This window comes from Levilactobacillus suantsaiihabitans (assembly GCF_004745505.1).
Classification (GTDB): domain Bacteria; phylum Bacillota; class Bacilli; order Lactobacillales; family Lactobacillaceae; genus Levilactobacillus; species Levilactobacillus suantsaiihabitans.
In genome coordinates, this window is record NZ_RKLX01000010.1 from 24,150 (window position 1) to 40,068 (window position 15,919).

Sequence of the window (15,919 nt, forward strand, 5' to 3'; positions counted from 1 at the left end):
GTTTAATCGGATAATTGCGCAACGTAACGGGCCACCACGCGTTCAGTCGCGTGGCCGTCGTTGGCGCGATTCCAATGTTGATTGAATTGCGTAAGTTCGGTTACGGCATCTGCTTGAATAGCCGCAGCCAGTTGGTCGTTGGTCGTCATGACCGGACCTGGCAACCAGTCCAACAAGTCGGCTTGAACGCCCGGATCCTGTCGGTAGGCTGGTAAATCAAAGAGGTAAAACAATAAGCTGTGCGCATTGGGCAACAGGCTGTAATCAAAGGCCACCGAGGAATAATCCGTGACCAAGGTTTCAGCGACCGTCAATAATTCCGTGGTGCTCAACTCCGGCGCAGCGACCCCCTGCGGCCCTAATTGCCGCTGAAGCTCATCAGCCGTAGTCGCCAAGGCCGGATGGAGTTTGACCACCACGCGCGCCGTAGGATCTTGGCGTAACGCCGCTGCCAAGCCCGCCGGTGGCGTGAAGGTCACCCCATCGCGATAGGTCGGTGCATACAAGATGACGCGGTGCCCCTTTAAGGCTGGCACTTGTTGCCAAATCCGCTGCTGAGTAGCGTTCACCCAACTGGCATCTTGCAGACGATCCGACCGCGGATAACCCAGGACCTGCATCCGTGACAACGGTACCCGGTAACTGGTCGCAAAGACCTGTCCCATGGCCGGGGCACCCACGACGTACTCGTCGAACTGGTCGTAAACGGCTTGAAACCGTCGTTGATCACTCGCCGAACGCTGCGCCGTGGTGGGGTCATCCCAGCCAAACCGCTTAATGGCACCGGCCGCATGCCACAATTGGACGATGCGCATGCGCCGCGGGTGGTAAAGTCCCCCCAAAAAAGCGTAGTAGTTGTCACAAAACAAGAGCCGGGCCCGCATGATCTGCGGGATCCCCGTTAAAACGAAGGCCAGGTTATCCTCAAATGGCCGCACAGTAATGCCCGCCGCGGCTAAGTTCGCCGCAGCGGCTTGACACTTGGGCCGATAAAACACCACCAACCGGTGACCAGCGGGTAACTTGGCCGCTAGTGCCTGGATAAATGGCAGATTATCAGCAAAACTTAAGAGGTAAATCACGTCCTTTTGGCGGCGCCCCGCCCACAGTAGCGACATCAGTCGTACTAACCACAAATAAATCTCTTTCATGTTAATCACCAATATCACTAAATTTCGCTGCCCATAACACCGAGAATTATACCACATCTCTTGGGGGAACCTAGCAGTTTTTCGCAACCTTTAACAGTTTGGGGCCAAACTATCGCTAAGTTCTAAGAATTTGTTAAGTTCCCTGCCCAACTGGTCACAAAATGGTGACGGGTTTCGTTGGTTCTTTATGAACCCCTTGGCGACTGATGGCGTCAAAAAGCCTGGGACAAAACCTCCCAGGCTCGTTCGCGTGACGTTTACGTAGCTGAAACGTGCGCCAACAGGCAGCCGGTTTCGCTTAAAACTTAACCCAACAATCCCAACCTAGGATTATTCGGTTAGCAGCCTTAATGCTCGCCGGCTAATCGCCTGTTGGCCCACTCTTTGGCTTACCACTTAGGTTCATAGAAATGACCCAAGACCTTGACCGTATCCGAAATGCTGACGAAAGCCTTCGGATCCGCCTCTTCCATCGCCGTTTCCAGCGCATCCATTTCGTAACGGGTAATCACCGTAAACAAGATGGTCTTCTCGTCGTGGCGGTACGCCCCTTCTGCCCCGTGGACAATGGTGATCCCGCGGCGCATGTGGTTTTGAATACTGTCGATCACCGTCTTCGGCCGATCCGTGATGACCATGACCTGCATCCGCTGTTGCCGGGTAAACGTCATGTCAATGACCTTGGCGTTAACGAACAACCCCAACGCGGAGTACAGGGCATAGGGCCAGCCGTACACAAACCCAGCGCTGAGGACGATCAGACTGTTGAAGGCAATATTGATTGTCCCCATGCTCCGGCCCGTCTTCCGCCGCAACACGATGCCGATAATATCCAAGCCCCCGGTCGAGATACCGTTTTTCAAAGCAAATCCGGTCCCGAACCCGTTGACCGCGCCCCCGAAGATCGCACAGATGATCGGGTCGCTGGTCAGGTGCACGGGTTGGATCACCCGAATCATGATCGAGGCGAACAGCACGCAAATAAACGTAAAGACCGTAAATGACTTCCCAATTTGTTTCCAAGCCAGAACGAACATGGGGATGTTGATCAGAAACAGCCCAAGCGCCGTCGTGATGTGAAAGGTTCCCAGACCGGCCGTCAAACTGTTGACCAACTGCGCTAACCCGGTGACCCCGGAAGAATAAATATGTCCCGGCGTCCAGAAAAAATTCACCGCAATCGACACCAGAACCCCGTAGAAAAACGCCACGGAGAACTTCGCCGTATAGGTATGCCGTTTTAACAACTGCTGCACATCATCCATGATTTAAATACCGACCTCGCTTATTCGTTTGTCATACTTCACACTATGCTCGGCTTAGTATAGCATTTAATTACGGTTTCGGCCACGCCAAACGCCAGGTTTTAGCGGTTTCTAATCTTTTTATGCCAAATTGACAGTTCACTTCCGTAACAATCTTCACGCAACACTACTTTTGCGTCCAGTGTTGCTGGATAAAGGCTTCGCGGCCGCCCGCTTCCTGTTGGGCCATCCGTGCCGGATTCTTGCGATAAAACTGTTGATGGCGCTCTTCGGCCGGATAAAACGGCTGGGCCACCTCAATCTTGGTCACGATCGGTTTCGTAAATTGTTCGCGGTCCTGTAAGGCTTGGCGAGAAGCCCGCGCAATCTTCGCTTGGGCTTCGCTGTTGACGAAGATAACTGGCCGGTAATTACTGCCCCGGTCCTGGAATTGACCACCAGCGTCCGTGGGGTCCGTCTGTTGCCAATACAGTTCGACCAATTGCTGGTAACTGACCACTTGCGGATCAAACCAGATCTTCACAGCCTCCGTGTGCCCGGTCGTTTGGCTCTTGACTTGTTCATAGGTGGGATTGGCCACCGTCCCACCGGTATACCCGGAGAGCACCTTCTTGATGCCGGGGAACGTCTCAAACGGCTGGACCATGCACCAAAAGCAGCCGCCAGCAAATGTTGCCGTTTCTGTTTCACTCATCATAATCACTCCAATTTCTAATATTTCTATTACACGACTTTTTGCCGGTCAGGTCAACCATTTTGCTGGAAAATCCGTGAAGCTGGGCTAAAAAAGGAGAGTGGGCCAAAAGGCGATTAGCCGGTGAGCATTAAGGCTGATAACCGAATAATCCTGGTCTTGGATTGTTTGGTTATCAGGTTTAAGCGGCATCGGCTGCCTTTTGGCGAACGTTTCAGCTATGTGAAGGTAAAACGAAAGGAGCCTGGGAGGTTTTGTCCCAGGCCCCTTCATATAAACGCATTTTAAGCAACGACGCTAGTCTTCTGAATCGTCGTCTTTCTTAGCCACCAGTAAGTCCAAGTCCAACAATTGCTTGTCCGCAACCGTAGTTGGGGCTTCGGTCATCGGTTCCGTGGCCTTCGAGTTCTTCGGGAAGGCAATGACGTCACGGATGTTGTCGCGCTTAGCTAATAAGCGGGCAAACCGATCCAACCCGATGGCCAGACCACCATGAGGCGGGAACCCGTAATCCAAGGCTTTCAGTAAGAAGCCAAATTGCTTTTCGGCCCGTTCTGGCGTGAAGCCTAAGGCCTTGAGCATCTTCATTTGTAACTCGCGAGTGTGGATCCGGATAGAACCGCCACCTAATTCCAGACCGTTCAAGATGATGTCATAGCTTTGGGCGTAGGCCTTGTGTGGGTCTTCGCCGTCGTTCAAGTAATGGGCATCCCCTTCGGCTGGCATCGTGAATGGGTGGTGGGCTGGGACCCAACGCTTCAAGTCAACATCGTAATCGAACAGTGGCCAGTTGACGATCCATAAGAACGCCCACTTGTTTTCGTCGATCATGTCTTGTTCCTTGGCGATGGCGACCCGTAAGTAACCCAACGTTTGGGCCACGACACGCTTGGAGTCAGCGGCGAACAGCAATAAGTCACCACTCTTAGCGCCGGTTGCGGTCGTGATCTGGTCGAACCAGTCGCCGTCCTTGAAGAACTTGGCGATTGGCCCGCTAAAGCCGTCGTCGGTGACCTTCATCCAGGCCAAGCCCTTGGCACCGAAGCGTTCAACGTATTGGCCGTACTTGTCGATGTCTTTGCGGCTGTACAAGTCAGCCCCACCAGGAACGGCAATGGCTTTGACTTGGCCGCCGTTAGCAACGGCCCCAGAGAAGACCTTGAAGTCGGTGTTGGCCATGATGGTCGACAGGTCCTTTAATTCCATGCCGAAACGCACGTCGGGTTGGTCGGTCCCAAAGCGGGCCATGGAGTCGTCCCAGTCCATCCGTTCGAATGGCAGCTTGACGTCAACGTTCAACGTATCCTTCATGACCTTGGCAATCAGGCCTTCCGTCAGGTCCTGAATTTCTTCGGCCGTTAAGAAGGACGTTTCCAAGTCGATCTGGGTAAATTCCGGTTGGCGGTCGCCCCGCAAATCTTCATCCCGGAAGCAACGGGCGATTTGGTAGTAACGATCGAACCCAGAGCCCATCAACAATTGCTTAAATAATTGCGGGGATTGTGGTAAGGCGTAGAAGTGACCTGGGTAGATCCGAGAAGGTACCAGGTAATCACGGGCCCCTTCTGGCGTGGACTTGGTCAGATCTGGCGTTTCAATGTCGATAAAGCCATTTTTGTCGAAGTAGCTGTGAACGGATTGGACGATCCGGTTCCGCAGCATCAAGGCTTTTTGCATTTCAGGGCGCCGTAAGTCCAAGTAACGGTATTGTAGCCGCAGGTCGTCAGAAGCGTTGACGTTGTCTTTGATTTCAAATGGCAATTCCTTGGCCTTGTTCAACAGGTTGATGCCACTAACGCGGACTTCGACCTTCCCGGTGCGCATGTCGGGATTGACTTCCTTCGGTGCCCGGGCAACGACTTGTCCTTGGACCTCAATGACGTATTCACTACGCAATTGGTCGGCAACGGCTAAGGCATCTTGGCCGTATTCTTCACTGAAGACCAACTGAACGATGCCTTCGCGGTCCCGCAAGTCGATGAAGATCAAGCTTCCCAGGTCCCGGCGCTTTTGCACCCAACCCTTTAAGACAACGGTTTGGTCAAGATATTGCTCGTCAACTAAACCCGCATACGTGGTTCGTTTTAAATTCTTTTCCATATCTTTCTCCTCTTATTTTGCCGTAAACTGTGTTGCGACAACATTTTGAAAATCTTGGTAAATGTCCGCTAGGGGCACGCTGACCTCTTCACCCGTGGCCATGGACTTCAGGTTGGCCGTTTGGTTGGCCAGCTCTTGGTCGCCAATCGTCAAGGTGTAGGCCGCATTTAAGCGGTTAGCCGTCTTGAATTGGGCCTTCGGTTTGCGGCTCAGGTAATCCCGGTCGGCCGTCAAGCCCGCTTGGCGAATGGCTTGAACCAACTTCAATGTCTCTAGCGAGGTGTCATCCCCGATACCCACGACGTAAACGTCTAACGGGTGGTCGTTAGGGATGGCCACCTTTTCCGCTTGCATCAGTAAGACCAGGCGTTCGACACCCAGGCCAAAGCCAACGCCAGGCATGTCGGGGCCGCCCAGTTCTTCAACCAAGCCGTTGTACCGGCCACCGGCTAAGACGGTCGTGTACCCTTCACCTAAGGCAGGTGAATCGGCCATGATTTCAAAGATGGTGTGGTTGTAGTAATCCAGCCCCCGGACCATGGTGGCATCGACGTCGTAAGCAATGCCCAGGGCGTCTAAACTGGCCTTGACCCGGTCAAAGTGCGCCGTAGCAGCCGGCGTCAAGAAGTCCAGGATGGATGGCGCATCGGCCACGATCTCTTGGTCGTGCTTGTCCTTACTGTCCAAGACCCGCAGTGGGTTCTTGTGCAACCGGACCTTGGAATCGTCACTCAGTTCATCAAAGTGGGGTTCCAAGAAGTCGATCAGCGCTTGGCGGTAATTGTCCCGAGTCTCCTTGTCGCCCAAGGTGTTTAAGGCCAGCCGTAAATGCGTCAAGCCGAGTTTTCCTAGCAGGTTCATCCCCAAGGCAATGACTTCAACGTCCAACTCGGGCGCGTCACTACCGAAGGCTTCCACCCCGATCTGATGGAATTGCCGTTGCCGACCGGATTGCGGCCGTTCGTAGCGGAACATCGGGCCCATGTAGTAGACCTTGTACGGCTTTTGGGTCTCTGGACCATAAAGCTTGTTTTCCACAAAGGCCCGCACCACACCGGCCGTTCCTTCTGGCCGCAAGGATAAGTGGCGATCCCCCTTATCCTTAAAATCATACATTTCCTTGGTCACGATATCTGAGGTATCCCCGGACGTGCGTGAAAAGACTTCAAAGTTTTCAAACATGGGTGTCCGAATCTCTTCGAAGCGGTAATTAGCAAACAACTGGCGCGCGGTGGCTTCGACGAACTGCCAAGTCTGTGAATCGCCTGGTAAAATATCCGCCGTACCCTTTGGTCGTTGATAACGCATGAGCATTCTCCCTTCCGACTTCTGTAGAAAATAAAAAACGCCCCTGTCAATTGACAAGGGCGCAGGTATGCACGGTACCACCTTTTTAAAATTCTCTGCAGGATAACGTTGCAAACGAATGACGACGAGCGCCATTAGCCTCAAGAGTGTCTTCCAAGTGACCTCGTTAGTCGCTTCCAGCAACGCGACTTCTCTGTAAACGGGTTGACTCTTACTATTCTCTCTCATTGGCAATCTATTTTATTCTTCCTAAGAATACTGAAAATCGACTGAAAAGTCAAGGCTGGCTACCAGGTAATTGTTGCACTCCGCCCGATTTTCACGCGCTCCCCTCGAACCGGGGCTGGGATTTAGCCCAGCTTAATTTACCCGTGGTATAATAAAAGCTAATTTACTAAAGGAGCACACCCATGCATTTCAAACCACGCAATTGGCCTGGCCTGGTGACGGGCCTGATCATCCTCTTAATCGCTGGCGGGTTACTATACACCTTCACCCAGCACAACGCCGTCACCGCCACCGTCAGTAACCTCAACCTACGCAACGGCCCCGGGTTGACGTACACCGTCACCCACAAGGTCAAAAAGAACAGTCGTTTAACCATTTTAGGTGAAAAAGATAACTGGTACCACGTTCGTGACAGCCAGAACCATTTTGGCTGGGTGGCCAGTTGGCTGGTCAAGCACCCGGGTAATTTGAAACGGGCAACGAACCTGTCAGAGGCCACCATCGTCTTGGATCCCGGCCACGGCGGCAGTGATTCCGGGGCGTTGTCCATCGACCAAAAGCACGACGAAAAGACCTACACACTGACAATGGCCCAACAGGTCGCCAAACGCCTGCGGGCACGGGGCGCGCACGTGATCATGACCCGCGATAGCGACAAGACCGTGAGTCTCGCCGACCGCCCGGCTCTAGCCAACACCAATCAGGCCAGCGCCTTTATTAGTTTTCATTTCGACTCGTCGCCCACCGACAACTTGGGGTCCGGCACCACGACTTACTATTACCATCGCGACACCTCTTACGAACTGGCTGAAGACGTCAACGGCCAGATGAACGACCTGGGGTTGACCAATCGGGGCGTGAAGTACGGCAACTTCGAGGTCATCCGCGATAACAACCGTCCCGCCCTGTTGTTGGAGATGGGTTACATCAATACCAAAAAAGACTTCAGCTACATCCGCAGCACCACTTACCAAAAGCAGGTGGCGACCCGCGTTGTCGCTGGGTTAAGCAAGTATTTCAACAGTGCAAACTAAGCTTTTAAGAAAGAAGATCTTCACATGACACTTTCAGCAGATTGGTTGGCGCAGTTACCCTTACCACAAGTGACTGCTGCCACCCCCGTCTCTGGTGGGGACATTAATTTGGCCTACCGTCTGACCACGGCCGAGGGGCCCGCCTTCTTGTTGGTTCAACCGCACACCCCCGCTAGCTTCTACAGTCACGAGGTAGCCGGCCTCAAGGCGTTGGGTCAGGCCGTTAACGTTCCCGACGTGCTGGCAACCGGCAATATTGACGGGGATGCCTACCTGGTCTTGGAATTTCTGGAAACGGGCCATGGCAGTCAGTATGAACTGGGCCAGGCCGTTGCTCGGGTCCACCGCATCACCGCACCCCAGTTTGGCTTTGACCAGGATAACCTGGTCGGCAAGCTGCCCAAGCACAACACCTGGCAAGACGACTGGACCACCTTCTACTTGAACCAGCGCCTGGATCCGCTGGTCAAACGCGCCCAGGAACACCACCTGTGGAACGCCAATCGTCAGGCCGCCTACGACCGGGTCCGCCAACACATCGTGACCGAAAACACCGGCCGAAAAATCGTGCCGTCCCTGCTTCACGGTGACTTGTGGTCCGGCAACTACCTGTTCACCGCCGACGGGACACCGACGCTGATCGACCCCGACGTCTTGTACGGCGACCGCGAATTTGACATCGCCATGACCACCATCTTTGGTGGCTTCACGGCCGACTTCTACCGCGGTTATCAAGACGCCTACCCGTTTGATCCGGGCTATACGGACCGCTTGGCTCACTACCAGCTGTACTACCTGCTGGCCCACCTGAATTTATTCGGGGAGACCTATGGCGGTGCGGTGGATGAGGTGCTGAGCCGGGGGTAATTGCATTATGATAAAAATGATAAAGCCATGCAACTAATATTCCAATGGATATTGGTCGCACGGCTTTTTTCTATAATTTTTATCTAGCAGTTAGTCCACCATCAACAGCTAATTCTGTCCCAGTGATAAATGAAGCCTCGTCGGAAGCCAAGAACAAAATGGTATCAGCTATTTCTTTAGGTGACCCCATCCGTCCAATCGGTGTCGCTGTTGCCATCATTTCTCTACCAGCTTCCGGTGTCATTGCGGTCTTGATGTACCCTGGATGAACGGTATTAACACGCACATTAAAGTGATTATCAGCAGCATCCAACGCCGCTGCTTTAGACATCAGACGTACGCCCCCCTTTGTAGCGCAGTAATCTGCGGCAGTCGCAATACCACGCAAGCCCCCCAGTGAGGAGATATTCACAATCGAACCGCCGCCATGGTCCTTCATTATGTTCATTCCATATTTTGTACCAAAGAAGGTGCCAGTTAAATTAACATCCAAACGTTTTTGAAATTCAGCAGTTGTAATTTCCGTGATTGGTTTAACTGACGGCATGACACCTGCATTATTAACCAAGATATCCAGCGTCCCAAAATCCTTTTGTACCCGCGCAATGAGCTTAAGCCAATCATCTTCTTGCGAAACATCTTGCTGAACAAAAATCGCTTTGTCCGCTAAATCCCTTTGAACCTGTTGTCCCTTCTCAGCATCGATATCCGTGAAAATAACTTGTGCACCTTCATCAAGAAAATCTTTCACTGTTGCCAAACCAATTCCGGCTGCACCACCCGTTACAATTGCAACTTTATTTGCCAAACGGTTTGTCATTGTAACTCGCTCCTTCCAAAAGCCACTTCTACAACATAAAATAGATTGTGAAATTTGAAGTGTAGCTAAGTAAATTACTATTGTTAATTAGTTCACAATCACTATTTGCCCTCATAATAACGGGCTATGAATTAACTGTCAACCACCTATCACCAGCAGCTTTTCAAAATTGTCCCTTGCTAAAAATAAAAAAACGGCTACTCACCAAATCGAGTATCCGTTTCTCTTCACAAAGTCAATAAATTTCCGCTTGCCTCTAAAAACAGGTTATTAGCAAATCCAGATTGGGGTCAGCTAACATCTATTCAATCTCTATTCCGCAAACAGCCACGCCTGCAACTCCGCAAAGCGAATCACGCGAATCTCCGGCTGGCTTTCATCCACGATCAGGTGCTCGGGGTCAAACAAGGCCCCAGCCATCCCCGCGCGGTGTCCCGCCTGCACGTCTAGGTTCCGGTCGCCAATCATCAGACCCGTCTGCCGGTCCACGTCATAGCGGTGCATCAAGGCTTGTAAACTGGTGGGATCGGGCTTGCGCGGAAAGTCGTCATCGGCCGTGACCGCTCCCGTGAAATACTGCGCCAGGTTCAGCTGCGACAACCGGTCCATGGCGTGATGGTCCCGGTGCGTCAACAAGAAGTTCCGCCCACCGGCCGCAACGACCGCCGCCAGTAAGTCTGCCACGCCCGGAAAGGCCGCCGCATCCTTTAGCCGTGGGGCCGCTTGTTTTTGGTAAACCTTGGCCAAACGGTCGCGGTTCAAGCGATACTCCGCCGTAAAGCGTTGGAGCGCACTGCCCAGACTGTGTTGGCGCATGGCTTTATAAATTTCTTCTTCATCCAGTTCAAAGTTATTGACGCCGCACGCTTCCAAGGCCTCGCCAAACGCCGTGACCATCCCCGGATAGGTGTTGACCAGCGTACCGTCAAAATCCCAAAATAACTGTTGATATCGCATGGGTGTCCTCCTTAAAAAAACGAGCCTGAGACAAAACCTCCCAGGCTCGTTCACGCGTCACCTTTACCTAGCCGAAACGTGGGCCAAAAAGCAACCGGTTCCGCTTAAACCTGATAACCAAACCATCCAAAATCAGGATTATGCGGTTATCGGCCTTCAGGCTCGCTGGCTAATCGCCTTTTGACCCACTCTCGTTTTCGTGTGCCTTATTTGTCGTCCGTGTCGAACCAAATCGTCACGGGACCGGCGTTGATCAAGGCCACGCGCATGTCGGCGCCAAAGACGCCCGTCTCCACGTGCCGGCCCGTTGCGGCCAATTTTTCATTAAATTCGTTGTAAATCTTTTCGGCGTGTGCCGGATCACCGGCCGCCACAAAGCTGGGCCGGTTGCCCTTCTTAGTGTTGGCGTACAGCGTAAACTGTGAAACGGATAAGATACTGCCATCGACGTCTTCGATGCTTTGGTTCATCTTGCCCGCTTCGTCTTCAAAGACCCGCAACTTGGTGATCTTGTGTACCAAGTAGTCGACCTGTTCGCTGGTATCGCTATCCTCGGCACCCACCAGCAACAGGTAGCCTTGGGCAATGGCGCCCTTCACAGCACCATCGACTAATACGCTTGACTGTCTAACTCGTTGTAACAAAACTCGCATGGTTGTTCCCGTCCTTAATGGAACGCCCGCTTGACGACGTAGACGTCCGGAATATTTTTGATGTTATCTAAAATGCGTTGCAGTTCAATTTGACCACGGGTCCCCAGACTAATGGAGATGGTCGCCATCTTGTTGTGATCGACCTTGCCGTTGATCGACGTCAGGTACTTGGTGTTGTTGTTAATGGTCCGTAAGACGTCGTTCAATAAGCCGTTGCGGTTGTAACCTTGGACCTCGATATCGGCGTTGTAGTTGGTCTTGTCGCCGGCCTTGTTGCCCCAGCGCACATCAACTAGCCGCTCGCCATTTTTCTCGGCATTGCGCACGTTCGGGCAATCCTTGCGATGGACGGAGACCCCGCGACCCTTGGTGATGTACCCCACAATGTCGTCACCTGGTACTGGTGAACAGCAGTGACTCAACCGAATCAACAGGTTGTCGACCCCTTCGATGACCACGCCATCGGAGTCCTTGCCCTGCTTACGGTCCTTCTTTTCACTTTCGGCATCGTTCTTGATGGTCTGGTGTTCTTCCAGCAGCTCACGTTCTTCTTGGCGGCGCCGTTCGTCTTCTTCGGCTTTGCGGACGCCTTCCGTTAACCGGTTGGCCACGCCTCGTGGCTGCAAGTCGCCAAAGCCAATGGCTGCCAACAGGTCGTCTGCGTGTTGATAGTGCATCTTGGCCGTAACCTTGTCCAGGTTGTCCTTGGTCATCAAACCCTTGGGATCATACCCGAGGTCTCGAATTGTGTGCTCCACGGCTTCTTGGCCAGAAACGATATTTTGTTCCCGATCGGCGGCTCTAAAGAACTGCTTGATCTTGTTGCGGGCGCGCCGCGTCGAGACCAGCTTGAGCCAATCACGACTGGGACCGGCCGAACTGCTGGAGGTCCGAATATCCACGATGTCCCCGTTCTTGATCTCGTAGTTCAGCGGCACGATCTTGCCGTTGATGGTGGCGCCGGTGGTGTGGTGTCCGACCTCGGTGTGGATGGCGTAGGCCATATCTAACGGGCCAGCTCCCTTCGGCAATTCGAGCACGTCGCCCTTGGGCGTGAAGGCGTAGACGTGGTCACCAAAGAGTTCACCCTTGACACTGTCCATGAAATCAGACGCGTCATCAGTGTCTTCTTGCAGCTCAATGATGTGCTTAAACAGGTTCAACTTGTCCCCGGAATTGGTCTCTTGGACCTTGTCCGTAACGCCTTCCTTGTAAGCCCAGTGAGCCGCAACCCCGTATTCAGCCACGGCGTGCATTTCCTTGGTCCGAATCTGAACTTCTAGCGGTTTGCCTTCTGGACCGATCACCGTGGTGTGCAGGGATTGGTACATGTTGGCCTTGGGCATTGCGATGTAGTCCTTAAACCGCCCGGGCATTGGCTTCCATTGTGAGTGAATGGCCCCGAGCACCGCGTAACAGTCCTTAATGGTATCAACGATGACCCGAATCGCCAGCAAGTCATAGATCTGACTGAATTGCTTGTGTTGGTCCTTCATCTTACGGTAAACGGAATAAATGTGCTTCGGCCGGCCGTAAATTTCCGGATCCAATTTCAAATCCTTGATTGATTCCTTAATATCCTGAATGGCGCCAGCGATGTATTGTTCCCGCTGGTCCCGCCGTGAATTCATCAGGTGGACGATGCGGTAGTACTGTTGCGGGTTCAGGTAGCGCAGTGAAATGTCTTCCAGTTCCCACTTGATGGTACTGATCCCCAACCGGTCGGCCAGCGGCGCATAAATTTCCAGCGTTTCGTTGGCGATGCGGCGTTGCTTGTCCGGTCGCAGGTGTTCCAACGTCCGCATGTTGTGCAGGCGGTCGGCCAACTTAACGATCATGACCCGAATATCCTTGGACATCGCCAGCAACAGTTTGCGGTGATTTTCCGCCAACTGTTCTTTGTTTGATTTGTATTTGATCTTCCCCAGCTTCGTCACGCCATCGACGATCAACGCGACGTCATCGCCGAACAGTTCGCGAACATCGCTCAACGTGACGCCCGTGTCCTCGACGATATCGTGGAGAAATCCGGCGGACACCGTTTCGGGATCCATGTTCAGGTCAGCCAAGATTCCCGCCACCTGAATCGGGTGCATGATGTAGGGTTCACCAGACTGCCGGATTTGGTCCTGGTGGGCAATCGTCGCAAAATGACAGGCTTTGACCACCATCTCCACGTGCTCCGCATTCATATATTTACCGACTCTGGCAATTACTTCTTCAGCCGTCCAGACACGTTCTTTGGTCATATGGACGCCACCACCCTTAGTTTTAAATTATGATTTCGATTCAATCTTCGCTTGCGTCAACCCGTAAGCCAGGTAAGACAGGCACACATAAACAATGGCAAAATACCGGGTGTACCGCGGCAAGAACCACAGCGCCCCGAGTAAATAAATCACGGGCCAAATCAACAGCCACCAGCCCGGTTGGCGCTTGTGGGCAATCACCCGACCAACCGCAATGGCCAAACACCCATTGATCAAGACGAGCCACAGGCCAAAGCGTATGACCGGATCCAGACCGATTAACGTTGCTAACGCGGGCAACCCCACGCCCATGACGACGGCGATGAGCCAGTAGCGCCAGCCAATTTTTTCTAAAAATGCCATCCCTGTCACCCATTTCTCTTAATAATTGCAACTATTTTAGCATGTTTCCGCCTAGATTTCACCCACTTATCTGGGTTGTTGGAGCTCTAGAACCATGGAGACCGCCGCCAAGAAGTACAGCGGGGCCGTTTCCGTCCGCAAGATTCGCGGTCCCAAGCCGACCAGCGTGGCGTTAGCGGCCTGCGCTTGCGTGACCTCGGCCGGGCTGATGCCGCCCTCGGGGCCAAAGATGGCCAGGAGCTGTTGACCGGCTTTCACGGCCTGGAGCTGTTGGTTCAAGGCGCTTTGTTCCCCCTGCTTGGCCGATTCCTCGTAGGCCATCACAGCCACGTCATGGGGCGCGTTTAGCACTGCCGCCAGGTTCTTGGCGTAGCTCACCGTGGGGCGTTTCAACCGGTGGGCCTGTTCTGCGGCCCCGTGAGCGATCTTGGTCAAGCGCGTCACCTTCTTAGCGACCTTGTTGCCCTGCCACTTGGCGACCGACCAGTCTGCCCCGTAGAAAATGATGTGGGTGACCCCGAGTTCGGTGGCCTTTTGTGTGATCCACTCCGCCTTTTCTTGCTTGGGCAACCCACAGGCAATCGTCACGTCAACCGGCAGTTCCACTGACGGCGTCGGCACCGCAGTTAAGGCCACGGTGGCCGGGTCGTCTAGCGTCAGTAATTTGCCGTGAAACAGGTGGGCCGTGTCATCCACGAACTCGGCTTGTGCCCCGACCTCGGCGCGCAACACCGTGACCCAGTGATGATAAATGGCCGGCGTAAGGCTGATCCGCTCACCGTCGTGGACCGTTGTGTCTAAGAAATACCGTTGCATACCTTATTCATCCTCCGTGGGCTTGTGCGCGATCACCCCGCGCCAATCTTTCATTTGTAAAATGTTATCAATGATGAAGCCCTGCTTTTCCTGAGCAGCCACGACCTCAGCCAGCTTGTCGGCAATGATGCCAGATGTCAGGAAGTAGCCCCCATCGTGGAGGTTCTCCCAAGCCTGAGGGATCAACGGCAAGATGATCTCGGCCAAGATGTTGGCCACGACCAAGTCGACCGGTTGGTGAATCCCCTTCAACAGGTCATTGGGTTTGGCCACGATGTCTTTAGCCACCGGGTTCAAGTCCAGGTTAGTCTTAGCGGAACGAACCGCCACCTCGTCTAGGTCAAAGGCCGTGATCTGCTTGACACCCAGGTACTTGGCAGCGATGCTCAAGACCCCAGAACCGGTCCCTACGTCATACATGGTCTCGCCACCGCGAACCACCATTTCTAACGCTGTCAGAGATAACCGCGTGGTCGGGTGTGTCCCGGTCCCAAAGGCCATCCCTGGGTCCAGACGAATCACGTGTTCGTCGGGTTGAGCCGGTTGGTAGTTCTCCCAACTGGGACTGACGGTCAAATACCGCGTGACCCGCACGGGATGATAGTACTTCTGCCAAGCCGTGGCCCAACTCTCATCGTCAACGGCCTTGGTCGTAACGGTCCCTGGTGTCGGGTCCAAGCCAAACTTGGTCAAGTCGCTGACCCGTTGCTTGATGGTCGGTAAGATTTCGGGGACAAAAATGGTCTCGGGATAGTAGGCGCTGATCTCCGCGCCACTGGTCCGGTGCGGAATCGTGGCCAGATCCACGACCTCACCATATTTACCCGGCTTGAGGTTGGCGTAGTCGGCGGCGTCTTCGATCTTCACACCACTGGCCCCAGCCTCCTGTAAGATGTTACTAACGGCCTCAACGGCTTCGTTGGTAGTAATGACACTGACTTCGGTCCATTGCATAGGTATTGGTCCTCCTCATAAGGGTTTGCAGGTAGTTTTTAAGATGGTACTGTTGGTGTACTGACGGGCGAAACGTGTACCCCCAGGCAACCCGTTTCGTCCTTGACAGTCAGTTTTTATCGGCAAATGCCACGATAGAAACGTCTACTATTAATTATAGAGGAAATGCCCCGGAAAAGCCAAACTCACGGTCAACTTATTGCCAACTGAAGGTTGAACGGTGGCAATCGGCTGGATTCATTATCAATATACAACTTGTGACGCTGGGGCGGACGGGTCGTCTCGACGCCTCGCTTTGAATTGAAACGTGGGCCTGGGACCTCTCAGGCTTGTTCCGCTTTCACCTTTACATAGCCGAAACGTGCGCCAACAGGCAACTGGACTTTCACTTTTACATAGCTGAAACGTGCGCCAACAGGCAGCCGGTTCCGCTTAAACCTGATAACCAAACAATCCAAGA

The 15,919-nt window shown here is 53.4% G+C and carries 14 protein-coding genes; 2 read left to right on the forward strand and 12 right to left on the reverse strand.

Annotation, left to right across the window (positions count from 1 at the left end; all coding sequences use genetic code 11):
• Nucleotides 1-2 precede the first annotated feature (2 nt).
• The 5 genes from EGT51_RS07125 to hisS form a co-directional block, all read right to left on the reverse strand.
• Complete coding sequence (locus EGT51_RS07125) at nt 3-1,151, reverse strand: CDP-glycerol glycerophosphotransferase family protein (RefSeq protein WP_135368039.1); 1,149 nt, start codon at nt 1,149-1,151, stop codon at nt 3-5.
• A gap of 389 nt (nt 1,152-1,540) precedes the next feature.
• Nucleotides 1,541-2,416, reverse strand: a complete 876-nt coding sequence (locus tag EGT51_RS07130; protein WP_135368040.1) for a YitT family protein — start codon at nt 2,414-2,416, stop codon at nt 1,541-1,543.
• A gap of 166 nt (nt 2,417-2,582) precedes the next feature.
• Nucleotides 2,583-3,110 carry a peptide-methionine (S)-S-oxide reductase MsrA gene (gene msrA, locus EGT51_RS07135; RefSeq protein ID WP_135368041.1) on the reverse strand — a complete coding sequence of 176 codons (528 nt, stop codon included), beginning with the start codon at nt 3,108-3,110 and terminating at the stop codon, nt 2,583-2,585.
• A gap of 297 nt (nt 3,111-3,407) precedes the next feature.
• Entirely contained in the window at nt 3,408-5,210 is a 1,803-nt protein-coding gene (aspS, locus tag EGT51_RS07140) for an aspartate--tRNA ligase (RefSeq protein ID WP_135368042.1), read from the reverse strand.
• Nucleotides 5,211-5,222: 12 nt separating this feature from the next.
• Entirely contained in the window at nt 5,223-6,518 is a 1,296-nt protein-coding gene (gene hisS / locus EGT51_RS07145; RefSeq protein ID WP_135368043.1) for a histidine--tRNA ligase, read from the reverse strand.
• 410 nt (nt 6,519-6,928) lie between these two features.
• Between hisS and EGT51_RS07150 the strand changes: the two genes are divergently transcribed.
• Together EGT51_RS07150 and EGT51_RS07155 are read left to right on the forward strand one after the other, a co-directional pair.
• Complete coding sequence (locus EGT51_RS07150; RefSeq protein WP_135368044.1) at nt 6,929-7,780, forward strand: N-acetylmuramoyl-L-alanine amidase; 852 nt, start codon at nt 6,929-6,931, stop codon at nt 7,778-7,780.
• Between the two features lie 24 nt (nt 7,781-7,804).
• Nucleotides 7,805-8,647 (forward strand): fructosamine kinase family protein, encoded by an 843-nt coding sequence (locus EGT51_RS07155; RefSeq protein WP_135368045.1) that lies wholly within the window; start codon nt 7,805-7,807, stop codon nt 8,645-8,647.
• 79 nt (nt 8,648-8,726) lie between these two features.
• On the opposite strand, the gene EGT51_RS07160 is transcribed toward EGT51_RS07155, so the two are convergent.
• The 7 genes from EGT51_RS07160 to prmA all read right to left on the reverse strand — a co-directional run bounded on the left by EGT51_RS07160 (nt 8,727) and on the right by prmA (nt 15,459).
• On the reverse strand, nt 8,727-9,467 hold the full coding sequence (locus tag EGT51_RS07160) for a glucose 1-dehydrogenase (protein ID WP_135368046.1): 741 nt from the start codon (nt 9,465-9,467) through the stop codon (nt 8,727-8,729).
• 312 nt (nt 9,468-9,779) lie between these two features.
• Nucleotides 9,780-10,424 carry an HAD-IA family hydrolase gene (locus tag EGT51_RS07165; RefSeq protein ID WP_135368047.1) on the reverse strand — a complete coding sequence of 215 codons (645 nt, stop codon included), beginning with the start codon at nt 10,422-10,424 and terminating at the stop codon, nt 9,780-9,782.
• A 206-nt stretch (nt 10,425-10,630) separates the two neighbouring features.
• Complete coding sequence (gene dtd, locus EGT51_RS07170; RefSeq protein WP_135368048.1) at nt 10,631-11,077, reverse strand: D-aminoacyl-tRNA deacylase; 447 nt, start codon at nt 11,075-11,077, stop codon at nt 10,631-10,633.
• Between the two features lie 14 nt (nt 11,078-11,091).
• Nucleotides 11,092-13,326 (reverse strand): RelA/SpoT family protein, encoded by a 2,235-nt coding sequence (locus tag EGT51_RS07175; RefSeq protein ID WP_135368049.1) that lies wholly within the window; start codon nt 13,324-13,326, stop codon nt 11,092-11,094.
• Between the two features lie 27 nt (nt 13,327-13,353).
• Nucleotides 13,354-13,689 carry a hypothetical protein gene (locus EGT51_RS07180; RefSeq protein ID WP_135368050.1) on the reverse strand — a complete coding sequence of 112 codons (336 nt, stop codon included), beginning with the start codon at nt 13,687-13,689 and terminating at the stop codon, nt 13,354-13,356.
• A gap of 66 nt (nt 13,690-13,755) precedes the next feature.
• Nucleotides 13,756-14,505, reverse strand: a complete 750-nt coding sequence (locus EGT51_RS07185; protein WP_135368051.1) for a 16S rRNA (uracil(1498)-N(3))-methyltransferase — start codon at nt 14,503-14,505, stop codon at nt 13,756-13,758.
• A 3-nt stretch (nt 14,506-14,508) separates the two neighbouring features.
• Nucleotides 14,509-15,459, reverse strand: coding sequence for a 50S ribosomal protein L11 methyltransferase (gene prmA, locus EGT51_RS07190; protein WP_135368052.1), 951 nt, complete (start codon nt 15,457-15,459; stop codon nt 14,509-14,511).
• Nucleotides 15,460-15,919 lie beyond the last annotated feature (460 nt).